Genomic DNA, 25432 nt, shown 5'->3' on the forward strand with positions numbered 1-25432 from the left:
CTCCTTCATGGGTCAGGACTGCTCGATGTGTGTGCGCGGCCCTGTGGTTTCAAGCCCCATCCTGACCTGAGCGCGGCATGGGCGCAATGGGACGGATGCAACTGTCCACACTTTTTTGGCACATTCTGTCGTTGTTAGGCTGATGGAACGCACAATATGTCGGCTGTGCCCGGACAAGGGGCAGCCGCGTGCATCTGCGGCCCAAGGATCAGGCGGGATGCTTGCGCTGTGGCGCTCAAAGGTCGCGCGTTCTCACACCAGGGTCAGGACCGCCAACAGCGAAACTATGAACCAAGAAACTGAAATAACCGCAAGCTGCATGACGATCCCTCCCCAGGGCGTGTGAACGCACTGACCCTATCGTGAAAAGGATGAACAAACGATGGAGGTATTCCTGACCTTCGCTCAAAGCGGGTCGATATCGCCCTCAGCCCGCCCCGCGTGGAAGTCGGCCTGCCATGCCGCGAACGTCCCTGCGGCAATTGCGGCGCGCATCCCGGCCATAAGGTCCTGATAATAATGTAGGTTGTGCCAGGTCAGCAGCATGGACGAGATGATCTCCTGGCTGCGGAACACGTGATGCAGATAGGCGCGGGAATAGCCGCGACAGGCCGGGCAGCCGCAGTTTTCGTCTAGAGGGCGCGGATCGTCCATGTGCCGCGCGTTCTTGATGTTAAGCACGCCGTGGCGGGTAAAGACCTGCCCCGTGCGCCCGGACCGCGACGGCAGCACGCAGTCCATCATGTCGATGCCGCGCGCGACGGCACCCACGATATCGTCAGGCTTGCCCACGCCCATAAGGTATCGCGGCTTGTCAGCCGGAAGCTGTTCAGGCGCGTAGTCAAGGCAGCCAAACATCGCCTCCTGTCCCTCGCCGACGGCCAGACCGCCGACGGCGTAGCCCTCAAACCCGATATCGATCAAGGCGTCGGCGCTTTGGCCGCGCAAGTCTTCCTCAAGCCCGCCTTGCTGAATGCCGAACAGTGCGTGACCGGGGCGGTCCCCAAAGGCGGCGCGTGACCGAGCCGCCCACCGCATCGACAATTCCATGCTGCTCGCAATCCGGTCCCGGTCCGCAGGCAGCGCCGGGCATTCATCGAAACACATCACGATGTCGGACCCCAAAAGCCGTTGGATCTCCATCGACCGCTCAGGCGTCAGCGCATGTTTGGACCCGTCTATGTGGGATTTGAAGGTCACGCCCTCTTCGGTCAGCTTGCGCAAGCCCGCTAGCGACATCACCTGAAACCCGCCACTATCCGTCAAGATCGGGCGGTCCCAGTTCATAAAGCTGTGCAAACCGCCGAGGCGGTCGATCCGCTCCGCAGTGGGGCGCAGCATCAGGTGATACGTGTTGCCGAGCAGAATGTCGGCCCCCGTCTCGCGCACCGATCCGGGCAGCATCGCCTTGACAGTGGCCGCAGTGCCCACGGGCATGAAAGCAGGCGTGCGAATATCCCCGCGCGGGGTCGAGATGGTGCCGGTGCGGGCGCGCCCATCTGTGGCCGCCAGATCAAAGGAAAATGTGCTCATGGGCTGCCTCATGCCGCCCCTTGCGACAAAAGCCAAGCCCCAAGGCGGAACGGCCCGATACAGCTTGGCGTTGTGAGCGCGAGTTAGTCTTGATAAACAGGGCCTTCACCACAGCCGAAAGGGCATCGCGCATGGAGACTTTGAATTTCGGCTGGGAAGAATGGATTGAACTGCCCGACCTCGGATTGCCGGCCCTCAAGGCCAAGATCGACACGGGCGCGCGCACCTCGGCGCTGCATGCCCATGACATCGAAGTGTTCGGCCCCTCCAAGGCGCCCAAGGTCCGCTTCAACGTCTATCCGGTGGCGGGCAAGGATCACGTGTCAATCACCTGTTCCGCCCCGATCCTGGATCGCCGCGAGGTGACCTCGTCCAATGGCGAGGCGGAATTGCGCTATGTCATCGAAACGAAACTCTCCGTCGCCGGGCAAAGCTGGCCGATCGAGATCACGCTGACGGACCGGTCCTCGATGACCAGCCGGATGTTGCTGGGTCGCCAGGCCTTGCAGGATCACATCACCATCACCGCCTCTGAAAAGCGGCTGCAACCCGAGCTGAACTACGACGTCTATCACTCGGCCACGATGCGCAAGGTCGCGCCGTCGCGCAGTTTGCGCATCGCGGTGCTGAGCCGCGAGGACAACTATTCCACGCGCCGTCTGGTCGAAGTGGGCGAGGCGCGCGGTCACACTGTCGAGGTCATCGACACCACCCGCTGTTACATGGCGATCAATGCGATGGCCCCCGAAGTGCATTATGACGGCAAACGCCTGCCCCGCTATGACGCGGTGATCCCGCGCATCGGGGCTTCGGTGACGGCCTATGGCACCGCCGTCATCCGCCAATTTGAAACCACCGGCACCTATTGTGTGAACGGCTCGGCGGGCATCACGGCCAGCCGGGACAAGCTGCATGCGCACCAAATTCTGGCCGGGAAAAAGATCGGGATGCCCACGACCGCCTTTGCCGCCTCACCCCGCGACACGGCCAATATTCTGGGGCTGGTCGGGTCAGCGCCGGTGATCGTGAAACTGCTGGAGTCCACCCAAGGCAAAGGGGTCGTGCTGGCCGAAACGAAAAAAGCCGCCGAGTCGGTGATCGATGCCTTCCGGGGGCTGCGCGCGAACTTCCTCGTGCAGGATTTCGTCAAGGAGGCGGCCGGCGAGGACATCCGCTGCCTCGTGGTTGACGGCAAGGTGGTTGGTTCAATGAAACGGACCGGGGCGGAGGGCGATTTCCGCTCCAACCTGCACCGGGGCGGATCGGCCACATCCGTGCGCATCAGCAAGGAAGAGCGTGACACAGCCGTGCGCGCCGCGCGCGCCTTTGGGTTGGGCAAATCCGGGGTGGACCTGCTGCGATCAGAGACGGGGCCTAAGGTGCTTGAGGTCAATTCGAGCCCCGGTTTCGAGGGCATTGAAAAGGCCACGGGCAAGGATATCGTCGGGAAAATCTACGACATGATCGAAATGCGGGTGAAACCGCAACCTGCGCGCCGCCGCAAATAGGGCTGCCGCGCGCGCACCACAGTTTTTCAGCAATCATATGGACGACGCCCAAATCCGGTTGCACCGTGCCCGCTACGCTTCATTCTGAGGCAACACCACAGCGCGGAGCGTCCCATGGGCCAGACAGAACTTATGTATGATATTCCCTCATATCTGGTCTCGGGCGGGTTGTTCCTGCTGATGATCGCCGCGATGTGGCTGGGCATCGTCACCGGCAAACGCCTGCAACGCAACGAAAACGACGAAAGCAAAAGCCAGGCCAACGCGGTGCAGGGCTCCTTGCTGGGTCTTTTGGCGCTGCTTCTGGGCTTCACGTTCTCGCTGTCGCTCGGGCGCTATGACGAGCGGGCCAGCCAAGTGGTGAACGAAGCCAACGCCATCGGCACCGCGTGGCTGCGCACGGACCTTGTGGCCGAACCGGCCCAAAGCGAGGTGAAGGACCTGTTTCGACTTTACGCGCAGTTGCGCCTGACGGCCTCGACCGTGCCCTCGATCGAGGCCGACACCCGTGACCGGCTGATCGCGCAGGCCGAAGGCATGTTCGACCAGATTTGGGAGATCGCCGCCGAAGAGACGCAGCGCGCGCCCTCACCCGTTACGATGGGGTTCGCCGCCAGCCTCAACGATATGATTGACGCACTGGCCACACGGGATGCCGCCATCGACCGGCACGTGCCCGAACTGGTGCTGTTTCTGCTCTTCGGCACCTTCATCCTGCTTGGGGCTGTGATCGGATTCGCCTCGGCCATCTCGAATGTGCGTCCCGGCGTGCCCGTCTATGCGATGATGACACTGATCGTGATCCTCGTGTTCCTGATCATTGATCTGGACCGGCCGCGGCGCGGGCTCATCGAAGTCGACCAGACCAAACTGATCACAACCGTGCAGCAGATTCGCGAGTGATGGGCCCCCCGCCCTTTACCGCTGCGCCGCCTATCCCTATATAAACACTCAGGAACCAAAGCGGGGATGACATGAACCAGCCCAATGAACAGCTTGAGGGGACGCCACTGATTGCGCCCTCATCTACCGACCACCCCTTGCACGAGGCGGTCGTCGAGGCGTGCCGTTCGGTCTATGACCCTGAAATCCCTGTGAATATCTTTGAGCTTGGGTTGATCTACACGATCAATATCAATGCCGAGAACGAAGTGAATATCACCATGTCCCTGACCGCGCCCGGCTGCCCCGTGGCTGGTGAGATGCCCGGTTGGGTTGCCGATGCGGTCGAACCGATCCCCGGTGTCAAACAGGTGGACGTGGCCCTTGTCTGGGAACCGCCCTGGGGGATGGAGATGATGTCGGACGAAGCGCGCCTCGAACTGGGCTTTATGTAGCGAGTGTTGCTTCGAACTATCGAGATGTAAAAAGGGGTCGCCGGTATCATGCCGGCGGCCCTTTTGCATGTGTCATAACCGGCGCAGCACCCACATCAGCGCGCGACGGCGGCGCTGACGACGTTTGCAATTCTGCATCCGCTCTTGCATTTCTGCAAACGCGCGTTGCTCCTGCCGATAGATTGTATCGACTTGCCCTTGAAAGTAGTCATGTTGCATGGTTTGCGCTCCTTGGCATGACCCTGATATGGCAGCTCGAGCCGCCTGTTGTCAGACCCCAAAAACGCACATACACTTTCAGATATGCAAATCACCGATTGGACAGATTTCGGGCTGTTTACAGCCGTGGCCCGCAACGGCTCGCTCGCGGGGGCAGCGCGTGAAACCGGCCTCAGCCAGGCTACGCTGTCGCGACGCATGACCGCGCTGGAACAACGCACCCGGCGACGCCTGTTCGTACACGGTGCCAGCGGCTACACCCCCACAGCCGAGGGGCGCGCCCTGCTTGAGCGGGCCAAGAAGATGGAGGCGGCGGCCCGCGACATCGCCCATTGGTCCGCCGAACAGTCAGGGGCCCCGCGCGTGCGGGTGTCGGCAGGCACATGGACGTCCGAATATCTCGCGCGCACCCTGCCCGACTATTGGACACCGGACGCCAAATGGACGCCGGAGTTTGTCAGCTGCAACCGCGATATGGACATCGAACGGCGCGAGGTCGACATCGGCGTGCGCAACCGGCGGCCCACCCATCCGTGGCTGGCCGGACGGCGCACGGGTACCGTCACGCACGCAGCCTACGCGACCAGCGACGCGGTGATCGGCTGGATCGGGCCAAGCGATGACACCGCCACCCTGCCCTCCGAGGCGTGGACCGTGACCCATCACGGCGACAACATGGTGGCCGTCTCAAACGAGCCGCAGATCCGTATGGCCTTGGCGCGCGGCGGTGCGGGTCGGGTCGTTCTGCCCACCTTTGCGGGAGACGCGGTGCCCGACCTCGTCCGCGTGTCCGGCCTGATCGATGCGCTGACATCCGAGGAATGGCTGGTCTGCCATCAGGACACCCGCCACGACCCGGCCATCCGCGCCGCGCTCGACGCGCTCGCCCGCGCGCTCGTCCGGCGTGCCCCCTTGCAGGACAACGCGCAAAGCCCTACCTTAACAGTCGGATAATCGAGGTTTTTCCCATGTTTTCGATCCCCGGCAAGCAAGCCGTCAGCATCACCGACCGCGCCGCCGCGCAAATCGCCAAATTGATGGCGAAAGAGGGCCATTCCGGCCTGCGCATCGGCGTCAAAAAGGGCGGCTGCGCAGGCATGGAATACACGATGGAATATGTCGATCAGGCCGACCCCAATGATGAGGCGGTCGAGCAGGACGGCGCGCGGGTCTTGATCGCACCCATGGCGCAGATGTTCCTGTTCGGAACTGAAATCGACTACGAAACCTCGCTTCTCGAGTCCGGGTTCAAATTCAACAACCCCAATGTGGCGGATGCCTGTGGTTGTGGGGAATCGATCAATTTCAAGGACTTGGATACGCTGGCCGCCGAACAAAGCGCATCCTGACATGGCCGTCTCGGACGAAGAGATCGCCCACGCGCTTGATCTTTTCGCCGACCTCGGATCGCTCAGCACCCGGAAAATGTTTGGCGGTTTGGGCATGTATCATGCCGGCAACATCTTCGCCGTGTTGATGTCAGATGGGCGCTTGTTGCTCAAAGGTCAGGGCGAGATGCAGGCCCGTCTCGACGAGATGGGCCTGAAACGCTGGACCTATCAACGCGAGGGCAAGGCCCCGGCGTCCATGCCGTACTGGGAACTCCCCGACAGCGCGCTCGACGATGCAGAGGAAGCGGTCATGCTGGCCCGCGCCGCAATCGCTCATCTCTAAGCTCAAGTAACAGGTGCGTTAACCAAGATACTCTTATGCTTTTGCTTGCAAATGCACGTAAGTTTCGCGAAACCGCGCGCTTAAGTGATCCCCCGCTTTGATCACCTCATCACTGCCGGGCGGGGCCACGTTCGTGTCGTAGGTCGGATTGAAAAACAGCGGGATTGAAATCCTCTCCTGTGTGCCACCGACCACCCGGTGCGGCGTCGCCTTGACCACCCCATCGGTCCAGAACTCGATCATCTCGCCAAAATTGATGATGAATTCGCCCGGCGGCGCACTAAGCGGGATCCACCCCCCGCCACGCTTGCGCACCTCAAGCCCCGGCGAGCCATCCGTGGCCAATAGCGTCAGGCAACCATAATCCGTATGCGTTGCGATCCCGAAATCCCTGGCCCCGGCCCAATCGGGACGTGCGGGATAGTAATTCCCACGCAGCAGCGCCATGGGAGCCATGAACGCTTCATCAAAATAGGTGGCATCCGCCCCAATCGCCTGAGCCAATCCGCGCAACACATTCATCGCCACCTTCAATGCATCACTGTAATAGGCCGAAATCACGGCGTAAAATGCAGGATCATCCGGCCACACATTGGGGGCATAAAACGTCTCACCCCCAAGCGGATGCCCTTCTGGCAAGGCAAATCCGACATCAAAGAACTGCTTGTAATCCGGGTTCGCATTCGGGTCGACCTGCTCCGATCCAGCGGCACCCCACCCCCGGTTCGATCCGGTGCGGGCCATATCCACCGCTCGTTTCTCGGCCTCCGGCAGATGAAAAAACGCAGCATAGGTCGCGATGGCCTCAGCCACCCGCGCAGGTGTCAGCGCGGTGTTGTAGACGGTGGCAAAGCCCACGCCCGTTGCCGCCAAGCGCAACGCCTCAAGCGCGTCCGGCGCACCGGCCGCAAGTGCGGCTGCATCAATCCGTGGGATCATATCACCTTCCCTCACCCTTTCGCACAGCCCTAGCGCAGCGTCGCGCCCAATGCTAGGACCAAGGCGATCCTAACGAAAAGGCGACAGGCACATGCGGCGCAAACTGGCAGCAGGCAACTGGAAAATGAACGGCGATGCAGCGCTCTTGGCTGAGCTCGGCACTTTGGCCGAACATCAAAACGCAAACGGCCCGCAAATCATCATCTGCCCGCCCGCGCCCCTGCTCAGCCGCGCCCATGAGATCACCAAAGACAGCCCCGTCGACATCGGCGGCCAAGATTGCCACGCGGCCACCTCAGGCGCGCATACCGGCGATGTGGCCGCCTCGATGATCGCTGACACAGGGGCCACATCCGTCATCGTCGGTCACTCCGAACGGCGCGGGGATCACGGCGAAACGAACGCCGAGATACGTGCCAAGGCGCAAGCCGCCTGGGCCGCCAACCTCACCGCCATCATCTGCATCGGCGAATCCGAAGCGGAGCGGACAGGCCCCGACACACTCGACGTTATCGCCGCACAGCTGGACGCATCGGTGCCAGACGGGGCCACAGGGGAAAACACGGTCATCGCCTATGAACCCATCTGGGCCATCGGGACGGGCCGCGTGCCCACGCTCGATCAGATCATCGAAACCCACGACATGATCCGCACCAAACTGACAGACCGCTTCGGCAAGACGGGCAACGCTTTCCGCATCCTCTACGGCGGATCGGTCAAGCCTACCAACGCAGCCGAAATCTTCACCGCCGAAAACGTGGACGGTGCACTGGTTGGCGGCGCATCCCTCAAGGCCGCAGACTTCCAACCCATCATCGACGCGTTGGACGCCTCCTGATCTTCCTTTCGCCCCAAATACCTCGGGGGGAAGCCGACAGGCTGGGGGGCAGAGCCCCCGACCCGCCCGCCGCAGGCGAAACCCGTGATGATATCTAGCGCACGATAATCTCCGGGCCCATCATCAGCGTCGGCAGCCAGATTGAAATCGCCGGGATGTAGGTGACCATAATCAGGAACACGAACAGCACTGCGAGAAATGGCAACGCGGCCTTCACCACACGCATCATCGGCATGCCCGCCACGCCAGATGTCACGAACAGGTTCAGACCCACCGGCGGCGTGATCATCCCGATCTCCATGTTGACGACCATGATGATGCCCAGATGTATGGGGTCGATCCCCAACTCAATCGCGATGGGAAAGACCAAGGGGGCCACGATCACCAACAGACCCGACGGCTCCATAAACTGACCGCCAATCAGAAGGATCACGTTCACGATGATCAGGAAGACGACGGGGCCGAAGCCAGCATCCAGCATCGCGCCCGCAATCTGCTGAGGGATCTGTTCATCCGTCAAAACATGTTTCAGGATCAAAGCATTGGCGATGATGAACATCAAGGTGATGGTCAGCTTGCCCGCCTCAAAAAACGCGTGCTTGGTGTCGCGGTGCACGAAAGCCAGCGGCATGCGGATCAGGTCGGACCCGATGGCGACAGGATTCAGATCAAGGCCGCGTGCGACCCGTTCGATCACGGCCAGGACGGCGGCCACGCCAAAGCCAACCAACACAGACAGGGTCAGATCCATGGCCCCACCCGAGGCCAACCAGATCACGATGCCGACCCCCAAACCACCCATCAACGTGATGCCGGTAAAGTTGCCCGCGCGTGGCGGCACTTTGGCGAACGGGCCCATGTCGCGATAAATGTAGCTGGCGATCAGGAAGGAATAGACAGCCGCGACCGCCGCCGCTTCGGTCGGAGTGAAGATGCCCCCATAGATGCCGCCCAGAATGATGACGATCAGGAACAAACCGCCCGAGGCGGCAGCGGCCGAGGCCCCAACCTCGCCCCAGCCCAGCCATTCGCCTTTGGGCAGGTTCTTGATCTTGGCCATCGCGTAGATGGTGATCATCAGCATGGACCCCGCCATGAGGCCCGGGATCACACCCGCCAGGAACATCCGCCCCACCGACACGTCCGTGGCCGAGGCATAGACCACCATCACGATGGACGGCGGGATCAGGATGCCGAGCGTGCCCGCATTGGCGATCACACCGGCAGCGAAATCCTTGGTATATCCCACCTGCGTCATGCCCGCGATCACGATGGACCCGATGGCGACAACCGTCGCCGGGCTCGACCCTGACAGGGCCGCAAACATCATACAGGCAAAGACGCCCGCAATCGCGAGGCCACCCGGAAAGTGGCCGACCACAGCGATGGAAAAGCGGATGATGCGCTGCGCCACACCGCCCGTCGACATGAAGGTCGAGGCAAGGATGAAGAACGGGATCGCCAGCAGCGTGTAATGCCCCGCCATCGCCTGAAACAAGGTCTGCGCGATGGAGGCAAGCGAGGTGTCACTCAGCACCAGCAGGAACAGGATCGAAGACATGCCAAGCGATACGGCGATCGGCACGCCGATCAGCATCAGGCCGATGACGAGGCCAAAAAGAACTGCAACTTCCATGCCTTAATTGCCTTCGTTCATGTGTTTGACGGCCTCGACATCTTCCTCAGCCTCGTGGCTGACGATCAGGCTTTGCGCGGTGCCATTGGCCAGCCGCACCGTGGCCTGCACAAAGCGAAACAGCAGCAGCGCCATGCCGAAAGGCAGGATCGCATAGGGGATGAAGCGGGGAATTTTCTCGTATGCTTCGCCTTCGTTCATGATCGGCTCAATCCAGCGCAACCATTCAGGCAGCGGAATGTCGATCACCTCATACCACCCGCGAAAGGAAGAGCGTTTCATCTCTTCAAACCCGGTGGGAAACCACTTGCCCGTGGTCTGCGGCAGATTGGCAAAGTTGGCCCAATAGTCCCACGCGCCTTTCAGCAGCAAGAACGCATAGGCCAGACACACGGTCGCGGCAGCCAGCGCAATGATGCGGCGCACGGGTGGTGAAAACAGGTTGATCACCGCGTCCACTCCAAGGTGCGCCGTGACCTTTACCGCATAGGACACCCCGAACAGCACCAGCCATGCAAAGAGGAAGGTGACCGCTTCAAGCCCCCAGATCAGGCCGGTGTTATAACCATAGCGCAGAACCACATTCGCAAATGTAATCAATGTCATACCAGCCAGAAGTAACGCGATCATCGTCTCTTCGATTTCATTGACGAAGCGGCCCAGAGGCGTGGTCGGGGGTGCGGGATGTGCCATGTGTCGGCCTTCCTGATGGTCGAGAAAAGCGGGACAGCCGCACGCTGCGCGCGGTGTCCGAAAAGAGGCGCGCGCAAGATTGCGCACGCCTCAGTCTTGGCGATGCGAGGTCAGAGACCGGCGTTGATAGACTGTGCCGCGTCGATGTTTTCCTGACCAACGTCGTCCTTGAACTGCTCCCAAACGGGCTTCATCACCGCCACCCACTCTTCGCGTTGCTCGGGTGTCAGCTCGCGCACAACACCGCCTGCGTTGATGATCGCCGCCTTGGCCTCTTCGTTCACCTTGGTGGATTCGGAGTTGCGGGCCGCGGTGACCTCTTCGACGATGGTGGCCAGTTGCGTGCGGGTGTCATCGGGCAGCGAGTCCCAGAAGTCGGTTGAGGTCACGACCAGATAGTCGATGATGCCGTGGTTCGTTTCGGTCACACCGTCCTGCACTTCAAAGAACTTCTGGCCCCAGATGTTGGACCAGGTGTTTTCCTGACCGTCCACAACGCCGGTTTGCAGCGCACCGTAGACCTCAGAAAACGCCATGGGCTGTGGCGAGCCGCCGATGGCCGCCATTTGCGCCTTGAGCACGTCCGAGTTTTGCACCCGGAATTTGAGGCCATTGGCGTCCGTCGGCGAGTTCAGCGCGACATTGGCCGACATCTGCTTCATCCCGTTGTGCCAGAACGCGAGGCCCAGCAACCCGCGACGCGTCATCGATTCCTTCATCGCCTGACCCGTTTCGGAGTTCTGGAAGGCGTCGACCGCTTCGATGTTCTTGAACATGAATGGCAGGTCGAAAATGCGGAACTGCTTGGTGAACTGTTCGAACTTGGACAGCGACGGAGCCGCCAGTTGCACATCGCCTTGCAGCAGCGCCTCCAACACCTGATCATCGTTGTACAGCGAGGATTGCGGGAACACCTCCATACACGCCTTGCCGTTCATCTCGTCGTTGACGCGGGTTTGCAGCAGCGAGGCGGCGATGCCTTTGGGATGCTTGTCCGTGTTGGTGACGTGGCTGAATTTGATGACGATTTCACCGCTGTCACAGGCAGCGGCAACGGCACCCGCACTGACAGTCAGGGCAAGGGCAGCAGCAGTCAGAAATTTCATGTAGGTCTCCTCCCAGAGAATAGTCTTTCTTGGTTCCGTTCCCGCGGGAACGCACCGCCTCATATGATCAGAATGTGGGGGGCGGCGCGCATTAACTTTTTGTTTGGATACTCCAATACCCTTATAGTATTTAATATCTGATACTTAACCGCCTCTTCTAGTCTTCTCCACTGACCGCGCGGAGGACGGCTGTGCGGAAAATCGGACATTTTCACACAAAAGTGAGCGACTTTCCGCACAGTGTTAGCGCCGGTAGTCCTCGGCCCGAATCCCGTAGCGTTTCAGCTTGTCATAGAAGGTCTTGCGCGGCAGCTTGAGCGCCTCTGCCGCAGCACTTGCATGCCCGTTCTGCCGCCCCAATGCCGCGATCAGCAAGGCTCGTTCGACCCGTGCCAACTGTTCGGCAAGCCCCTGATCGGCGACCTTGCCGACCTCTTCGGGCATCCCCAGAACAAAGCGCATCGCCGCACTCATCAAGGATCGCGCGTTGCCTGGCCAATCCTGCGCCATCAAGGACGCCATATGATCCGGTCCAATCTCGGGCGCTGATAATCCAGCCTGTTCAGCAGCTTGCGCGACGTAGTGACGAAACAGCACCGGTATGTCCTCGGGCCGTTCGGACAGTGAGGGCACGCGCACCGGCATCACTTCGATCCGGTAGTAAAGATCCGCATTGAGCAACCCCGCCTCAACCGCCGTAGCCAAATCGCTGGTGCTGCCCGCGATCAACCGGGCGCGCGTGCCACCCTCGATGGCTTCGAGCAGGGCCAGTTGGCTGGCGGCCGGCAAGCGTGTGATTTCATCCAGAAACAGACTACCCTCCGCCGCGACTTCCATGGCTTTGGCCAAAACGCGCGGCGCGAGGTCGGCAGCCGCCCGTTTCACGAACGGCGCTTTGGACCGCAATGAGGACAGGTGAATCACCTCGGCCACCTTGGAAATCCCGGTCCCCGGCGCGCCGGTCACCAGCACTTCGGTCTCCAGTGGCGCGACGAGGCGCACGCGGGCGCGCAACCCGTCAGCTTGCGCGGACTCTCCAAACAACATGCGCGCCGCCGGATCACCGCTTTCCACCAAAGTGCGCAGGCGACGGTTTTCCAACACCAAAGCGCGGGATTTCAGGGCGCGTTCAAGAACGGAGAGCAAGTCACTCGGCGCACAAGGTTTTTCTAGGAACCCGAACGCGCCTTCGCGCATCGCCTTGACGGCCATCGGAATGTCGCCCTCGCCCGTCAACAAGATCACCGGCAGGTCCGCATCGACCTTGCGTGTGTGCGCGAGCAGGTGAAACCCGTCCCGCCCCGGCATCCGGATGTCTGACACGATCACCCCGTCGAAATCACGGGTGATATGGTCCTTGGCGACCACAAAAGACCCGGCCGTCAGAGGGCTCAGGTCCGCTAATTCCAGCGTCTGGGCCAATGCATCCCGCACGGCCGCATCGTCATCCACGACCAGAACCCGTACCGTCATTCCGCAGCCTCGACATGGGCCACCCAGGGTCGCAAATCCACCGTGAATTCAGCACCTTGCGGGCCGTTCTTTCCAGAAATACCGCCGCCGAAGCTTTGCACGATCCCGTAGGAAATCGACAACCCCAGCCCCATCCCTTCGGAGGCGCCTACCTCTTTGGTGGAATAGAACGGATCAAACACCCGATCGGGCACCGCAATGCCGGGGCCGGTGTCGCAGATCCGCACCTGCGGCCCCTGCACGACAATCCGCAACACGCGCGTCTCGCGCCCAACCATCGCGTCCATCGCATTCGAGATCAGGTTGACGAAGACCTGCCCAAGCCGAACCTCACCGCCCGATACCCAAATCGGCGATGTTGGCGGGTCATAATCCAGCATCACATCCAGTTGCCGCATCCGTGGTTTGGTCAATTCCACCGCGCTTTCCAGCACGTGAGCCAGATCGACCCGCACCGCAGGTTCATTTTCCTGCCGTGCAAAGGCCCGCAAGTTCTTGATGATCCGCCCCATGCGTCGTGCCATGTCCGAGATGCGCTTTAGGTTGTCACTCGCCCGTGCGGGCTTGTCGCGCTCAAGGAAGGCCACGGCGTTGTCCGCATAGGTCTGGATCGCCATCAGCGGCTGGTTCAGCTCGTGGCTGAGCCCCGCGCTCATCTGCCCAAGCGCGCTGAGTTTACCGGCCTGCGCCAGATCGACTTGCGCGCGGGCCAGGGCGGCTTGCGCCTCCTCCCTTTCGATCGCTTCGCGGCGCAATTGGGCGTTGCTGTCAGACAAGGCAGCGGTGCGGCTGGCCACGCGGGCCTCAAGCTGGGCGTTGGCCTCGGCCAAGGTGCGCCGCCGCTCGGTCGCGAGAAACAGCAGCGCCCCGAACGCCAGACACAAGGCTGCCACTGCCGCCGCCTGCAAGGTCGCAAGTCGGCGTGCGGGGGTCACGTCCACCAATGCCTCGCCCGTCATCCCGATCACCGGCAGCGGGCGCACCAGATGCAGCGCGTTTTGCGGCAGATAGGGCCCCCACCCCATCTCCCACACCTCGTGCCGGCCGATCCGGTAGCTGTCAAAAGGCAGGGCGCTGCCATCAGCGGGGACCAGGCCCGGCCCGTCTGCGGGGCGTTGCCAGAAAACGATTTCGGAGCGGTTGGTGATAAACACCCGGTCCGCCGCATCCGTGAAAAAGACCGCCGGGTTCGATCCGACCCAATCCCATTCGATCCCGGCAAGGTCTGCCGTCACCACGACCGCGCCTTTGACCTGCGAGCGGGCGTCAAACACCGGTGCCGCATAGGCAAAAACACGGGCACCTGACGCACTTTGCCCGTTGCCCCACCCAAGCGCCCCTTGGGTTGCGCGCCGCACCAAGGGGGCGATATCGACCCCGGTGGGTTCGATCCGCGCGCTGGCCAGAACGTGCCCCGCAGCGTCTGTCAGCCGGATATCTTCAGCCGCAGTTTTGTCCGCAATTTCAAGAAACAACGCTTCGGCCGCGCGCACGTCTTCGCCCGCCAACACGGTGCCGATTTGCGGGTGATCCGCCACCAGCACTGCCAGCTCGCGATAGCGTTGCAGTTGCCCGGTCAGCCGGTCGCTGGCCAGCGCGAGGTCGGACGCCCCCTGTCGCGACAACTGGTCAAGCGCCTGGAAATAGCCGTAGCGCCACACCCCTGCCGCCGCCGCCGCGACCAGCGCCACAAACCCGACGATCACCGCGATCCGTCTGCCAAAGCCAACCTTCATGGCGCGCACTCTATCCCTGCGGATCAGGGCTTGCCAAGGCGCAGCCCGCCTGAGACATCATGGCTCATGTTGATCCAGTCGCCGCACGATCCCGCCTTTATCCAGGACCCCTACCCGGTCTATGACACCGTCCGCGCGGCAGGTCCGGTCATGTTTTGGCAGGATTACGGGATGCTGGCCGCCTTTGATCACGCCACGGTCCACGCACTGCTGCGCGACCGCCGTTTGGGCCGCGCGGTGCCGGGGCGCACCGAGGCACCGGCCCATTTGGGCGCGTTTGACGCGGTCGAACGGCACTCCCTGCTCGAGCTCGAGGCCCCCGCTCACACCCGCCTGCGCCGTCTCGTGCTGCATGCGTTCACCTCGCGCCGCATCGCGGGGCTTGCGGGTGACATCACGGACATCTGCGCCGATGTGCTGGCGCACCTGCCGGATGGCTCCTTCGATCTGATCCCTGCCTATTGCCAGCACGTGCCCGTGCGCGTCATCGCGCGTTTGCTTGGCGTGCCCGAGGCGATGGGCCCGGACCTGCTGCGCTGGTCGGCGGCAATGGTGGCGATGTATCAGGCCGGACGGACGCGCGAGATTGAGGATGCGGCCAACACCGCGGCGGGCGAATTTGCCACCTTCCTGCGCGGCTATATCGAAGAGCGGCGCAGTGACCCGCGCGATGATCTGATCACCGAGTTGATTGCCGCAGAAGAGGATGGTGCCCGTCTCTCCCCCGACGAGATGATCGGCACTTGCGTGCTGTTGCTGAATGCTGGCCACGAGGCGACGGTGCATTCCCTTGGCAATGCGGTGAAGTGCCTGATCGAGACCGGCAGCACCGGCGCGTTGACCCCCGACAGGATCGAGGGCACGGTCGAGGAGCTGCTGCGTTTTGACCCGCCGCTGCATATGTTCACACGCTACGCCTATGAGCGGATCGAGGTCGGCGGGCACGTTCTGGAACCGGGCGATGAAATCGCGCTGATGCTGGGGGCGGCGGGGCGTGATCCAGATGTGTTCAATGATCCGCACCGCTTTGACCCGGATCGCCCCAAGCCCGCGCATCTCGCCTTCGGCGGCGGCGTGCATTTTTGCGTCGGCGCGCCGCTTGCCCGGCTTGAAATGCAGATCGCCCTGCCCGCCTTGTTCGCCCTTGCGCCAAATTTGCAAGTTGCCGAGCCACCGAAATTCGCGGACGCCTATCATTTCCACAAACTTGATCGGCTGATGGTGCGCGCCTGAGCGTTTAGGTCTCAAGCGGCAGCATGGTGGTCGACTTGATCTCCTCCATCGACAAAAGCGCCGTCACGTTGTGGACCCGCACCTCCGATATGAGCGCCTGATAGAACGCATCATAGGCGCGCGCATTGCGCACCCGCACCTTGAGGATGTAGTCAATGTCGCCCGCAAGCCTGTGCGCCTCCTGCACTTCGGCGCGGTCGCGCAAGGCTTTGAGAAAGCACGCCTGCCAATCTGCCTCGTGCTCTGACGTGCGGATCAACACAAAGAAACACGCCTCGAACCCAAGCGCCTCTGCATCCAGAAACACAGTCTGCTGGCCAATCACGCCTGCCTCTTTCAGCTTGCGGATTCGGTTCCACACCGGCGTCTTTGAGGACCCAACAGCCTTGGCGATATCGTCCAGCGACTGGCTCGCGTCGCGCTGCAACTCGGCCAGAATTTTGCGATCCACCTCATCAATGCGAACAGACATTCCGATCCCCTTTGAAAACCGTGACAGGCGTTCTGCAACTGCATGAATGCAGAACATATGTCCTTATCTAGCCGCGATACTGGCAACAGACCAGAACAATATCCTATATTGTGCGCAAGAAATCAGCCACCCGAGGGCCACGCCATGAACCATTTTCCCATCTTCCTGAACACCTCCGGGCGCCGGATCGTCCTGTCGGGCGGCGGGGATGCGGCCATGGCCAAGCTGCGCCTGCTGATGAAGACGACGGCCAACATTACGGTGTTTGCGCTCAAAGCCGCACCTGAAATCGAGGGCTGGGCCGAGGCGGGCAAGCTGACCTTGATCGCCCGCGCGATGGAGCCGGGTGATGCGATGTGCGCCGCCCTCTTCTATGCTGCCGACGAGGACGCAACCGAGGACAAGCGCACTGCCGCCATCGCCCATGCGGACGGCGCGCTGGTCAATATCGTGGACAATCTCGCCGACAGCCAGTTTATCACGCCCGCCATCGTGGACCGTGACCCGGTCACCATCGCCATCGGAACCGAGGGGGCCGCGCCCGTGCTGGCCCGCGCGATCAAGGCCGACCTCGAGGAACGCCTGCCCACCGGCCTCGGCACGCTCGCGGCCATCGGCAAGGCCTTCCGCAAGGCCGCCGACGCTCTGCCCTTTGGCCGCGCACGCCGCGATTTCTGGCGCGACTACTATTTCAACGCCGGCCCCAAGGCCATTGCAAACGGGGTCGAGGCCGTCCAACCCGCGCTTGACGACCTGCTCGCCGATCACCTGCTGAAAGACACCCGCAAGGGTCACGTCGCTTTTGTCGGCGCAGGCCCGGGCGACCCGGAATTGCTGACGCTGAAGGCGCGCAAAGCGCTCGATGAGGCTGACGTGGTGATCTATGACCGCCTGATTTCCTCTGAAATCCTCGAACTTGCGCGGCGCGAGGCGACCATGATCGATGTGGGCAAAGAGGCGTTTGGCCCCTCCACCCCGCAAGAGACGATCAACGATCTGATCGTGGAACACGGGGCAAAAGGCGCGCAGGTGGTGCGGCTGAAATCCGGCGATGCCACCGTCTTTGGCCGGTTGGACGAGGAAATCGACGCTGTGACCGACGCAGGTCTTGAGTGGCATATCGTGCCTGGCATCACTTCGGCCTCCGCTGCCGTCGCCTCCATCGGGCAATCGCTGACCAAACGCGGGCGCAACACATCCGTGCGCTTCCTGACGGGCCACGACATGACGGGTTTTGCCGATCACGACTGGAAGGCGCTCGCCAATCCCGGTGAAGTCGCCGCCGTCTATATGGGCAAGAAATCCGCCCGCTTCATACAGGGCCGCCTGCTGATGCATGGCATCGCGCCCGACACGCCCGTGACCGTCATCGAGAACGCATCCCGCGCCGATCAGCGGGTGCTGTCCACCACCGTGGCCGAGATGGAGCCGACGATTTCTGAGGCGCAGATGAACGGCCCCGCCCTCACCTTTATCGGCCTCGCGCCACGTGCCGCGCAGGCCGCCCTTCCCCACGTCCCAACTGTTCAATCCACGCCGCTGACCGCGCAGGAGGCCCGCTGATGCCCAAAATCTTCACACCCAAAGTCGTGACCGCCAATCACCTGCTCGCAGGCGACGTGATCTATCAGACCGCGACCGGCTGGACCCGGAATCTGAACGAAGCCGAAGTCTTGCAGGACGAGGCCGACGCCGACCTGCGCCTGATCGAGGCCAGCCAGCAGGTCGACACGGTTGTCGGTACCTACCTCGCCGATGTGGCGCTGTCGGACGGCGTGCCCATCCCGACCCATTTCCGCGAAACCTTCCGTGCCACCGGCCCCTCCAACTACGCCCATGGCAAACAAGTGGAGCTTGTCTGATGTACAGCTATTCCGAGTTCGACAGCGCCTTTCTGGCCGAACGCAACGCCCAGTTCCGCGCCCAGGTCGAACGCCGCATTTCCGGCGCACTGACCGAGGATGAGTTCAAGCCGCTGCGCCTGATGAACGGGCTTTACCTGCAACTGCACGCCTACATGCTGCGCGTCGCGATCCCCTATGGCACGCTGAATTCCGCGAAAATGCGCAAGCTGGCCGAGATCGGGGACCGGTGGGACAAGGGCTATGGCCACTTCACCACCCGCCAGAACATCCAGTACAACTGGCCTGCACTCAAGGACGTGCCCGACATGCTGGATGCGCTCGCCGAGGTGGGGATGCACGCCATCCAGACCTCCGGCAACACGATCCGCAACGTGACGGCAGACCATTTTGCGGGCGCTGCGGCGGATGAGATCGCCGATCCGCGCCCCGTGGCCGAATTGCTGCGCCAGTGGTCCACTGATCACCCGGAATTCCAGTTCATGCCGCGCAAATTCAAGATCGCGATCACAGGCTCCCCCAACGACCGCGCCGTGACCAAAGCCCATGATATCGGGCTGCGCATGGTCGCACGCGACGGCGCACGCGGGTTCGAGGTGATCGTCGGTGGCGGTCTTGGACGAACACCGATGATTGGCAAGGTTATCAATGACTTCCTGCCCGAAGCTGATCTGCTGCCTTACCTTGAGGCCATCGTGTCTGTCTGGAACCAGATCGGGCGGCGTGACAACAAATACAAGGCGCGCATCAAGATCACCGTGCACGAACACGGCATCGACGAAATCCGTCGCTTGGTAGAGAAACGCTTCGTGCAGACCCGCGCGACATTCTCGGGCGTGGACCAGCAGATGCTGCGCGAGATCGAAGGGCATTTCGCACCCCCGACCTTCAAAACGGCGTCCGAAGCGACGTTTAAGGCCGCCTATCACACCGATCCCGTGTTCCGGTCCTGGGCCGACACGAACCTGACCGCGCACAAGGCGAACGGGTACAAGATCGTTTCCATCTCATTGAAAAAGCACGGGGAAACGCCGGGCGACGCCACGGGTGACCAGATGCGCCTGATGGCCGATCTGGCGGAAACATACGGCCATGATGAACTCCGCATCAGCCACGAACAGAACGTGATCCTGCCCCATGTGCATGTCTCGGACCTGCCCGCGCTGCACGCGGCCCTCAAGGACGCGGGCCTCGCGACCGCCAATATCGGGCTGATCAGCGACATCATCGCCTGCCCCGGCATGGATTACTGCGCGCTGGCCACCGCCCGCTCCATCCCCATCGCACAAGAGATCGCGACCCGCTTTGACGACCTCAAGCGCGAGCATGATATCGGGCAACTCAAGATCAAGATTTCAGGCTGCATCAACGCTTGCGGGCACCACCATGTGGGCCATATCGGGATCCTTGGCCTCGACCGCGCAGGCGTGGAAAACTACCAGATCACGCTTGGCGGCGATCACACCGAAACGGCGGCCGTGGGCGACCGGGTCGGCCCCGGTTTCTCGGCAGACGAGATCGTGCCAGCCGTCGAGCGGATCGTGGACACCTATCTCGATCTGCGCAGCGAAGGGGAACCCTTCCTCGACACCTACAAGCGGACCGGCATGGGTCCGTTCAAGGCCGCGCTCTATCCCGAAACGAAGGTCGCGGCAGAGTAGATCCCATGCTTCATTTCGCCAAGAAAACCGCCCCCGGAGGGCCGACCAACCCGGATCGCGACGTGATGGTCAGCGCGCTCAACGCGCAACTGACCCATCATGGGGCGACGGATGTGTTGCGCGCCGCCTTTGAGGCGGTTCCCGACATCGCGCTTGTCTCCAGCTTCGGGGCGGAATCGGTCGTGCTGCTGCATCTCGCGGCGATGGTGAAACCGGATGTGCCGGTGATCTTCATCGATACCGAAATGCTGTTTGCCGAAACGCTGACCTACCAGCTTGATGTGGCCGAACGGTTGCGGCTGCGTAATGTCCGCCTGATCCGCGCGCAGGACATCCCGGCCCATGACCCTGACGGAACGCTGCACCAGCGCGACCCCGACGCCTGCTGTGCGTTGCGCAGAACGCGCCCCCTGCAAAGCGCGCTGGCTGGACATCACGGTTGGATCACTGGCCGCAAACGCTATCAGTCGGGCCACCGCGCCAACCTCGAGTTCTTCGAAGTCGAACCGGGGAGCCAACGGATCAAGGTGAACCCGCTGGGCCGGTGGGCACCACAGGACGTGGCCGAGTACATGGACGAAAACCGCCTGCCCCGGCATCCGCTCGTGGCCCAAGGCTATCCCAGTATCGGCTGCGCGCCCTGCACCTCACCCGTGGCAGAGGGCGAAGACGCCCGCGCGGGCCGCTGGCGCGATTCAAGCAAAGATGAATGTGGCATCCATTTTGCAAACGGCAGAATGGTGCGAACAGGAGAGCAGACATGACAATTCTCGTGACAGATCAGGGGTTTGGCCCCGACACCTGGGATCGCGGCTATACGCCGCTTGGCGAGGCGGCCAATGATGCGGTCGCTTTGGATGTGCCATCCGATGCCGATCCCGACACCATCCCGCTGAGTGCGGACATCATCCGCGTGGATTTCCCCAGCTTTGCCGACGGGCGCGGCTTTACCATTGCGCGGATGCTGCGACTGCGCGGCTATCAGGGACGATTGCGCGCGCAAGGCCACGTGATTGCCGATCAATACGCAATGGCGCGCCGCTCGGGCTTTGACGAGGTCGAGATCAGCCAGGCCCTCGCCGCCCGCCAGCCTGAAGATCAGTGGCAGGCCCGCGCCGACTGGCAGGCGCATGACTACCAGGCCCGGCTGCGCGGCACATCGAACCACTGAACCGCTCCCGATAGATCCAGATCAAGGCGGCGCGCGGCGTTTCGCCTTATCGCCGCTTCAAATAACCCTTCCTAAACAGAGAGGCGCAGGTGTAATCCTGCGTTGACACATAAATGACCGAGCAAAGCCCCGTGAACCAATCCACCGCCGTCAAGGCCACTCCAACCCTGCCCGATGCGCAAACCGTGACCTCCGTCCAGCATTGGACGGACCGCCTGTTTTCCTTCCGCGTGACGCGACCTGCCAGCTTGCGTTTCCGGTCGGGCGAGTTCGTGATGATCGGGCTGATGGGCGAGCCGCACCCCGAGACGGGCAAGCAAAAGCCGCTGCTGCGCGCCTATTCCATCGCCTCGCCCGCATGGGATGACGAATTGGAGTTCTACTCGATCAAGGTGCAGGACGGCCCGCTGACATCGCGGCTGCAACACATCCAGCCCGGCGATCAGATCATCCTGCGCCCCAAACCCGTGGGCACGCTGGTGCATGACGCGCTGCTGCCCGGCAAGCGGCTGTGGTTCTTTGCGACCGGCACGGGCTTTGCGCCCTTTGCCTCGCTGCTGCGCGAACCCGAGACGTACCAGAATTTCGACGAGGTTGTCGTGACGCACACCTGTCGCGACGTGGCGGAGCTGGAATACGGGCGCACGCTGATCGCCGATTTGCAGGCCGACGAGATGATGCAGGAATTGATCGGGGTCGAAAACCTCGCGAAGATCCGCTATTACCCCACCACCACGCGCGAGCAGAGCCCCAAGATGGGCCGCATCACGGACCTGCTCGAAGATGGCAGCGTGTTCAAAGACCTCGGCATCGGCGGCATCAACGTAGAGACGGATCGCGCGATGATCTGCGGCTCACTGGGGCTGAACACCGACCTCAAGCGCATCCTCGAAGGGTTTGGGTTGGAGGAAGGGGCGAATTCCGACCCCAAGCACTTCGTGGTCGAGAAAGCCTTTGTGGGCTAATCGCCAAAGCCGACAATAGCATGCAAAAAGGCGCGCCTCGGGATCGGGGCGCGCCTTTTTCTATGGATGTAAAAAAAACGCGCCCCGGTGGTGGCCGGGACGCGGTTGTTGCTTTCGGTACTTCCGATCTAGAGATCAGAGACCCATCGCCTCACGCAACTGATCCAGCAGACCGCGCAGCACTTCTGGGTTGTCACGCGCTTGCTCGATTCCGGCCTTGAGCGTGGTCTTCTGGATGGCGTTCAACTGCTCAGAGTTGTCGATCATCTCGGCAACCCGGTCAAAGTCGAACCCGTCCACGGTCAGCGCCTCGGGCGTGTCCGCCGTGACGGGCGCATCGGCCGTTGCATCCGTCGCGGTGTCGGCGACATCAGCCGTGGCGTCGGTTGCCGCATCGTCGGTAGCTTCAACCGCGTCTTCGGTTGATTCTGCCGCGTCGGTAGCGGTGTCAGCTACGGCGTCGCCTGCATCTGTAGCCGCATCGTCTGTGGCTTCGACCGCGTCACCTGCCGCATCCGCTGTGGCCTCGGCTGCATCCTCGGTCGCCTCAACTGCGTCAGCTGCGGTGTCAGCCACGGCGTCGCCTGCATCCGCTGCCGCATCGGCGGTTGCATCAACCGCGTCGCCAGCGGCATCCGCTGTGGCGTCGGCGGTCTCTTCGGTCGCGTCCACCGCGCCAGCCGCCGTGTCTGCGGCAGCGTCGCCCGCATCCTCGGCAGTACCCGTGATCGCATCCACTGCATCACCCGCCGCGTCGACGGTTGCGTCGACCGCATCTTCGCCGGTCTCGAGCAGGGATTGTGCGGTGTCTGAGGCCGCGTCGACCGCCTCACCTACCGTTTCGGTCACAGCTTCAGCTGCGTCAGAAACCGCATCAGCTGCTGTGTCAGCAGTATCGCTGGCCGCATCAGCCACATCGCCCGCCACGTCTTGCGTCGCATCCACAGCCGACTCAACGGCCTCGCCTACGTTTTCAACAGCTTCGTCAGCATTCACAGCGTCAGCGGCTTCGCTCACCGCTTCGCTTGGCGTTTGACCGGAATAAAGCAGATACGCCCCACCCGCGATCACGACCGCCACTATAATCCAAATCAGATTTTTCATAACCCAGTCCTTCTCTTCAGTCGCCTCGACCGCGCGGCGCGCGGCGTTCTGACGTTGAGGTGTCAAATGCGTGGCGCAAGGGAAAGGTTCAAGGGGAAAATCGCCCATTTCGGCGCAACTTGGCCGATTCTTAGGGTTGAAGCGGCCCCGCCCAACGGCTACCTTTTGGCCTCAGTTTCCTGCAATGATCAAAGGACGACCACCATCGCTCGCAGACCCCACAACGCGCCGCCCCAACGAGACACCGGCCCACGCGTCAACGACAAGATCCGCGCCACAGAAATCCGCCTGATTGGCGCAGACGGAGAAAACGTCGGAGTTGTCAGCCCAGATCGCGCCATGGACCTCGCCGACGAGGCAGGCCTCGATCTGGTAGAAATTTCACCAAATGCCAGCCCCCCGGTCTGCAAGATCATGGATTTTGGCAAATTCAAGTACGAGACCCAGAAGCGCGAGGCCGAGGCCCGTAAAAAGCAGAAGATCATCGAGATCAAAGAGGTCAAGTTCCGCCCCAACACCGACACCAATGACTATGACGTCAAGATGCGTAACGTGTTCAAGTTCCTTGAAAACGGCGACAAGGTGAAGGTGACATTGCGGTTCCGCGGTCGCGAGATGGCCCACCAGAACCTCGGACGCGAGCTGCTTGAGCGAGTGGCCGAAGACACCAAAGATCATGGCCGGATCGAGAACTTTCCCAAGATGGAAGGCCGCCAGATGGTCATGTTGATCGGCCCCCTGCCCGCCAAGGGCTAAGCCGTTCTCATATAACAAAAAAGAGCGCCCGTTGCGGCGCTCTTTTTCGTTTGTGGCTGGTGATTTTGCGTCAGCGCAGCAAAGGCGTGATGTTGCGCACCACCGCGCGCCGGTTGGCCCGCTCGGCTGTCAGCGTCGGCACCTTCAGCGCGGACTCGCCATAGCCTTGCGTGATCAGGTTTTCCGGCGGCACGTTGAAATATTCAGTCAGCGCCAAGGCCACGGTTTCCGCACGCCGGTCTGATAGCGCAAGGTTGTAAGCATCTTGGCCCACCGCGTCCGTGTGCCCTTCGATCAGGAACACCGCTTCGGGTTGCGTTCGGATCACATCCACGATGGCACTTCCGAGAGACACGAGATCTTCAGCCTGGTTTGGCTGAATCGCCGCCGATCCGCTGGCAAAGGTTACCGCATTCAGCTCAATCGTCGGGGCCAACTCACGCACCGAACGTAGGTTGCGCACCTGCGCCAGCGAGAAAGATCGCCCCGGATCGGCCAGCAACTGCCCCTGCAGCGCAGCGCGCAATGCCACCTCGTCAGTGATATTCACATCCCTCTGCGTCGGTGCAGCCGTGTCGAGAAAGGCAAAATCCACCGGCGCTGCCTGCGTTGTGTCGTCGATCAGGACCACTTCGGTGCCGTCCGGGCGCACTACGATCCGCTGGATCACCCGTCCATCCGCCGCAGCGATCGTCACAACACGGTTGCCGTCAGGTTGCGTCACGGTCGTGCGGGTCGAACCGTCACTGAACGTTTCGGTGCGCACATCGGCACCGGGGCGACGCAGCAACTCGTTGTCGCTTTTCAGAACGCGCAACCCGTCATCGCCGCGCACCACGACACGATCACCGGAGTTTGAGACGACCTCGTCCCCGTTGTTGAGCAGTTGGCCCACCGCCACAGCCCCAAGGCCCACGAGCAGAGCCTTTTCAAATTTGCTCAGCCCGTCATCCTGGTCATCATCCTCGGCCCGCGCCGCGACCTTGGGTTCGGAGGTGAACTCCTCATCACTCGACCGGGTCGTCGCTGCCGTGACCTCTTCGGTCTCCACCTCTGCGATGGATGCGCTGCTCGCGGCAGCGGCCGCGACTTCGGTGTCGGCCTCGGCCAGCCGTTCAGCCTGACGTGCAGCGCGGCGCTCAGCTTGGCGCTCCGCCTTGCGAGCGGCCTGGCGCTCAGCCTTACGCAGTGCCTTTTGCTCTGCCTTGGTCAGGCCAGAGGCGGTCGCGTCGTCTTCTACAGGGGCCGTGACCGTCTTGGCAGTCGTGTCCTCCTCGATCGTGGTCACCGACTCCTCTGTGGCATCAGCCTCGGCTTCTGCGGCCAATTCGGCCTCGATTTCAGCCGCTTCGGCCTCAGCCGCCGCTTGCGCCGCCAATTCCGCCTGCTCCGCCGCTTCGGCCTCAGCCGCTGCCTGCGCCGCCAACTCGGCCTGCTCCGCCGCTTCGGCCTCAGCCGCCGCTTGCGCCGCCAATTCCGCCTGCTCCGCCGCTTCGGCCTCAGCCGCTGCCTGCGC

Annotated in this window: 26 protein-coding genes; 15 read left to right on the forward strand and 11 right to left on the reverse strand. The window is 62.2% G+C overall.

The window, feature by feature from the left end:
* Positions 1 to 405: 405 nt before the first annotated feature.
* On the reverse strand, positions 406 to 1533 hold the full coding sequence (gene tgt / locus Q0908_RS18365; protein ID WP_299288075.1) for a tRNA guanosine(34) transglycosylase Tgt: 1128 nt from the start codon (positions 1531 to 1533) through the stop codon (positions 406 to 408).
* 131 nt (positions 1534 to 1664) lie between these two features.
* Between tgt and rimK the strand changes: the two genes are divergently transcribed.
* The 3 genes from rimK (at position 1665) to Q0908_RS18380 (ending at position 4378) form a co-directional block, all read left to right on the forward strand.
* The gene (rimK, locus tag Q0908_RS18370) at positions 1665 to 3041 is read left to right on the forward strand and encodes a 30S ribosomal protein S6--L-glutamate ligase (protein WP_299288078.1); all 1377 of its coding nucleotides are present in this window, start codon (positions 1665 to 1667) and stop codon (positions 3039 to 3041) included.
* A gap of 114 nt (positions 3042 to 3155) precedes the next feature.
* Positions 3156 to 3944, forward strand: a complete 789-nt coding sequence (locus tag Q0908_RS18375) for a hypothetical protein (protein WP_299288081.1) — start codon at positions 3156 to 3158, stop codon at positions 3942 to 3944.
* 71 nt (positions 3945 to 4015) lie between these two features.
* Positions 4016 to 4378, forward strand: a complete 363-nt coding sequence (locus Q0908_RS18380; protein ID WP_299288083.1) for an SUF system Fe-S cluster assembly protein — start codon at positions 4016 to 4018, stop codon at positions 4376 to 4378.
* A 72-nt stretch (positions 4379 to 4450) separates the two neighbouring features.
* On the opposite strand, the gene Q0908_RS18385 is transcribed toward Q0908_RS18380, so the two are convergent.
* Entirely contained in the window at positions 4451 to 4597 is a 147-nt protein-coding gene (locus tag Q0908_RS18385; RefSeq protein ID WP_299288086.1) for a hypothetical protein, read from the reverse strand.
* A gap of 84 nt (positions 4598 to 4681) precedes the next feature.
* On the opposite strand from Q0908_RS18385, the gene Q0908_RS18390 reads away from it, so the two are divergent.
* Genes Q0908_RS18390 through Q0908_RS18400 form a run of 3 tightly spaced genes read left to right on the forward strand, consistent with a single transcriptional unit; the run spans position 4682 to position 6271 of the window.
* A complete protein-coding gene (locus tag Q0908_RS18390; RefSeq protein WP_299288089.1) occupies positions 4682 to 5551 on the forward strand; it encodes a LysR family transcriptional regulator in 870 nt (289 codons plus the stop codon).
* 14 nt (positions 5552 to 5565) lie between these two features.
* Positions 5566 to 5946 carry an iron-sulfur cluster assembly accessory protein gene (locus Q0908_RS18395; RefSeq protein WP_299288092.1) on the forward strand — a complete coding sequence of 127 codons (381 nt, stop codon included), beginning with the start codon at positions 5566 to 5568 and terminating at the stop codon, positions 5944 to 5946.
* A 1-nt stretch (position 5947) separates the two neighbouring features.
* Positions 5948 to 6271 (forward strand): TfoX/Sxy family protein, encoded by a 324-nt coding sequence (locus Q0908_RS18400; protein WP_299288095.1) that lies wholly within the window; start codon positions 5948 to 5950, stop codon positions 6269 to 6271.
* Positions 6272 to 6304: 33 nt separating this feature from the next.
* On the opposite strand, the gene Q0908_RS18405 is transcribed toward Q0908_RS18400, so the two are convergent.
* Positions 6305 to 7210 carry a 2-oxoglutarate and iron-dependent oxygenase domain-containing protein gene (locus Q0908_RS18405; RefSeq protein WP_299288098.1) on the reverse strand — a complete coding sequence of 302 codons (906 nt, stop codon included), beginning with the start codon at positions 7208 to 7210 and terminating at the stop codon, positions 6305 to 6307.
* Between the two features lie 91 nt (positions 7211 to 7301).
* Between Q0908_RS18405 and tpiA the strand changes: the two genes are divergently transcribed.
* Positions 7302 to 8048 carry a triose-phosphate isomerase gene (tpiA, locus tag Q0908_RS18410; protein ID WP_299288101.1) on the forward strand — a complete coding sequence of 249 codons (747 nt, stop codon included), beginning with the start codon at positions 7302 to 7304 and terminating at the stop codon, positions 8046 to 8048.
* Positions 8049 to 8142: 94 nt separating this feature from the next.
* Here tpiA and Q0908_RS18415 read toward each other — a convergent pair whose 3' ends face one another.
* From Q0908_RS18415 to Q0908_RS18435, 5 genes are all read right to left on the reverse strand, one after another.
* The gene (locus tag Q0908_RS18415; RefSeq protein ID WP_299288104.1) at positions 8143 to 9684 is read right to left on the reverse strand and encodes a TRAP transporter large permease; all 1542 of its coding nucleotides are present in this window, start codon (positions 9682 to 9684) and stop codon (positions 8143 to 8145) included.
* 3 nt (positions 9685 to 9687) lie between these two features.
* On the reverse strand, positions 9688 to 10377 hold the full coding sequence (locus Q0908_RS18420) for a TRAP transporter small permease (RefSeq protein ID WP_299288108.1): 690 nt from the start codon (positions 10375 to 10377) through the stop codon (positions 9688 to 9690).
* 110 nt (positions 10378 to 10487) lie between these two features.
* On the reverse strand, positions 10488 to 11483 hold the full coding sequence (locus Q0908_RS18425) for a DctP family TRAP transporter solute-binding subunit (RefSeq protein ID WP_299288111.1): 996 nt from the start codon (positions 11481 to 11483) through the stop codon (positions 10488 to 10490).
* 243 nt (positions 11484 to 11726) lie between these two features.
* Positions 11727 to 12956: a sigma-54 dependent transcriptional regulator gene (locus Q0908_RS18430; protein WP_299288114.1), complete on the reverse strand. Its 1230-nt coding sequence runs from the start codon at positions 12954 to 12956 to the stop codon at positions 11727 to 11729.
* Positions 12953 to 14692 carry an ATP-binding protein gene (locus Q0908_RS18435; RefSeq protein ID WP_299288117.1) on the reverse strand — a complete coding sequence of 580 codons (1740 nt, stop codon included), beginning with the start codon at positions 14690 to 14692 and terminating at the stop codon, positions 12953 to 12955. The genes Q0908_RS18430 and Q0908_RS18435 overlap by 4 nt, the downstream gene beginning before the upstream one ends.
* 66 nt (positions 14693 to 14758) lie before the next feature.
* Between Q0908_RS18435 and Q0908_RS18440 the strand changes: the two genes are divergently transcribed.
* Positions 14759 to 15925 carry a cytochrome P450 gene (locus Q0908_RS18440; protein WP_299288120.1) on the forward strand — a complete coding sequence of 389 codons (1167 nt, stop codon included), beginning with the start codon at positions 14759 to 14761 and terminating at the stop codon, positions 15923 to 15925.
* 4 nt (positions 15926 to 15929) lie between these two features.
* Here Q0908_RS18440 and Q0908_RS18445 read toward each other — a convergent pair whose 3' ends face one another.
* A complete protein-coding gene (locus Q0908_RS18445; protein ID WP_299288123.1) occupies positions 15930 to 16397 on the reverse strand; it encodes an Lrp/AsnC family transcriptional regulator in 468 nt (155 codons plus the stop codon).
* Between the two features lie 144 nt (positions 16398 to 16541).
* On the opposite strand from Q0908_RS18445, the gene cysG reads away from it, so the two are divergent.
* The 6 genes from cysG (at position 16542) to Q0908_RS18475 (ending at position 22056) form a co-directional block, all read left to right on the forward strand.
* Positions 16542 to 17960: a siroheme synthase CysG gene (gene cysG / locus Q0908_RS18450; RefSeq protein WP_299288126.1), complete on the forward strand. Its 1419-nt coding sequence runs from the start codon at positions 16542 to 16544 to the stop codon at positions 17958 to 17960.
* Positions 17960 to 18259 carry a DUF2849 domain-containing protein gene (locus Q0908_RS18455; RefSeq protein WP_299288129.1) on the forward strand — a complete coding sequence of 100 codons (300 nt, stop codon included), beginning with the start codon at positions 17960 to 17962 and terminating at the stop codon, positions 18257 to 18259. Before cysG ends, Q0908_RS18455 begins: the two co-directional genes overlap by 1 nt.
* Positions 18259 to 19920 (forward strand): nitrite/sulfite reductase, encoded by a 1662-nt coding sequence (locus Q0908_RS18460; RefSeq protein ID WP_299288132.1) that lies wholly within the window; start codon positions 18259 to 18261, stop codon positions 19918 to 19920. Before Q0908_RS18455 ends, Q0908_RS18460 begins: the two co-directional genes overlap by 1 nt.
* Positions 19921 to 19985: 65 nt before the next feature.
* Positions 19986 to 20684, forward strand: a complete 699-nt coding sequence (locus tag Q0908_RS18465; protein ID WP_299288145.1) for a phosphoadenylyl-sulfate reductase — start codon at positions 19986 to 19988, stop codon at positions 20682 to 20684.
* Positions 20681 to 21091, forward strand: coding sequence for a DUF934 domain-containing protein (locus Q0908_RS18470; RefSeq protein WP_299288134.1), 411 nt, complete (start codon positions 20681 to 20683; stop codon positions 21089 to 21091). The genes Q0908_RS18465 and Q0908_RS18470 overlap by 4 nt, the downstream gene beginning before the upstream one ends.
* Positions 21092 to 21204: 113 nt before the next feature.
* A complete protein-coding gene (locus Q0908_RS18475; protein WP_299288136.1) occupies positions 21205 to 22056 on the forward strand; it encodes a ferredoxin--NADP reductase in 852 nt (283 codons plus the stop codon).
* 135 nt (positions 22057 to 22191) lie between these two features.
* Here Q0908_RS18475 and Q0908_RS18480 read toward each other — a convergent pair whose 3' ends face one another.
* Positions 22192 to 23160: a hypothetical protein gene (locus Q0908_RS18480; RefSeq protein WP_299288139.1), complete on the reverse strand. Its 969-nt coding sequence runs from the start codon at positions 23158 to 23160 to the stop codon at positions 22192 to 22194.
* A gap of 204 nt (positions 23161 to 23364) precedes the next feature.
* Here Q0908_RS18480 and infC point away from each other — a divergent pair, with 204 nt between their 5' ends.
* Positions 23365 to 23916, forward strand: a complete 552-nt coding sequence (infC, locus tag Q0908_RS18485) for a translation initiation factor IF-3 (RefSeq protein WP_366869458.1) — start codon at positions 23365 to 23367, stop codon at positions 23914 to 23916.
* 70 nt (positions 23917 to 23986) lie between these two features.
* On the opposite strand, the gene Q0908_RS18490 is transcribed toward infC, so the two are convergent.
* The coding region (locus tag Q0908_RS18490) for an OmpA family protein (protein WP_299288142.1) at positions 23987 to 25432 on the reverse strand (1446 nt) is incomplete at its 5' end.

The organism is uncultured Tateyamaria sp. (genome assembly GCF_947494755.1).
GTDB lineage: Bacteria > Pseudomonadota > Alphaproteobacteria > Rhodobacterales > Rhodobacteraceae > Tateyamaria.

Bases quoted from the DNA above. Each gene is read 5' to 3' on its own strand.
- Q0908_RS18435 (WP_299288117.1), bottom strand. From the start codon at position 14,692: ATGAAGGTTGGCTTTGGCAGACGGATCGCGGTGATCGTCGGGTTTGTG.
- Q0908_RS18445 (WP_299288123.1), bottom strand. From the start codon at position 16,397: ATGTCTGTTCGCATTGATGAGGTGGATCGCAAAATTCTGGCCGAGTTG.
- Q0908_RS18470 (WP_299288134.1), top strand. From the start codon at position 20,681: ATGACAATTCTCGTGACAGATCAGGGGTTTGGCCCCGACACCTGGGAT.
- Q0908_RS18405 (WP_299288098.1), bottom strand. From the start codon at position 7,210: ATGATCCCACGGATTGATGCAGCCGCACTTGCGGCCGGTGCGCCGGAC.
- Q0908_RS18430 (WP_299288114.1), bottom strand. From the start codon at position 12,956: ATGACGGTACGGGTTCTGGTCGTGGATGACGATGCGGCCGTGCGGGAT.
- Q0908_RS18465 (WP_299288145.1), top strand. From the start codon at position 19,986: ATGGTCAGCGCGCTCAACGCGCAACTGACCCATCATGGGGCGACGGAT.
- cysG (WP_299288126.1), top strand. From the start codon at position 16,542: ATGAACCATTTTCCCATCTTCCTGAACACCTCCGGGCGCCGGATCGTC.
- Q0908_RS18380 (WP_299288083.1), top strand. From the start codon at position 4,016: ATGAACCAGCCCAATGAACAGCTTGAGGGGACGCCACTGATTGCGCCC.
- Q0908_RS18385 (WP_299288086.1), bottom strand. From the start codon at position 4,597: ATGCAACATGACTACTTTCAAGGGCAAGTCGATACAATCTATCGGCAG.
- Q0908_RS18455 (WP_299288129.1), top strand. From the start codon at position 17,960: ATGCCCAAAATCTTCACACCCAAAGTCGTGACCGCCAATCACCTGCTC.
- Q0908_RS18440 (WP_299288120.1), top strand. From the start codon at position 14,759: ATGTTGATCCAGTCGCCGCACGATCCCGCCTTTATCCAGGACCCCTAC.
- Q0908_RS18415 (WP_299288104.1), bottom strand. From the start codon at position 9,684: ATGGAAGTTGCAGTTCTTTTTGGCCTCGTCATCGGCCTGATGCTGATC.
- Q0908_RS18480 (WP_299288139.1), bottom strand. From the start codon at position 23,160: ATGAAAAATCTGATTTGGATTATAGTGGCGGTCGTGATCGCGGGTGGG.
- tpiA (WP_299288101.1), top strand. From the start codon at position 7,302: ATGCGGCGCAAACTGGCAGCAGGCAACTGGAAAATGAACGGCGATGCA.
- Q0908_RS18425 (WP_299288111.1), bottom strand. From the start codon at position 11,483: ATGAAATTTCTGACTGCTGCTGCCCTTGCCCTGACTGTCAGTGCGGGT.
- Q0908_RS18400 (WP_299288095.1), top strand. From the start codon at position 5,948: ATGGCCGTCTCGGACGAAGAGATCGCCCACGCGCTTGATCTTTTCGCC.
- Q0908_RS18375 (WP_299288081.1), top strand. From the start codon at position 3,156: ATGGGCCAGACAGAACTTATGTATGATATTCCCTCATATCTGGTCTCG.
- Q0908_RS18460 (WP_299288132.1), top strand. From the start codon at position 18,259: ATGTACAGCTATTCCGAGTTCGACAGCGCCTTTCTGGCCGAACGCAAC.
- tgt (WP_299288075.1), bottom strand. From the start codon at position 1,533: ATGAGCACATTTTCCTTTGATCTGGCGGCCACAGATGGGCGCGCCCGC.
- Q0908_RS18420 (WP_299288108.1), bottom strand. From the start codon at position 10,377: ATGGCACATCCCGCACCCCCGACCACGCCTCTGGGCCGCTTCGTCAAT.
- Q0908_RS18395 (WP_299288092.1), top strand. From the start codon at position 5,566: ATGTTTTCGATCCCCGGCAAGCAAGCCGTCAGCATCACCGACCGCGCC.
- Q0908_RS18475 (WP_299288136.1), top strand. From the start codon at position 21,205: ATGACCGAGCAAAGCCCCGTGAACCAATCCACCGCCGTCAAGGCCACT.
- rimK (WP_299288078.1), top strand. From the start codon at position 1,665: ATGGAGACTTTGAATTTCGGCTGGGAAGAATGGATTGAACTGCCCGAC.
- Q0908_RS18390 (WP_299288089.1), top strand. From the start codon at position 4,682: ATGCAAATCACCGATTGGACAGATTTCGGGCTGTTTACAGCCGTGGCC.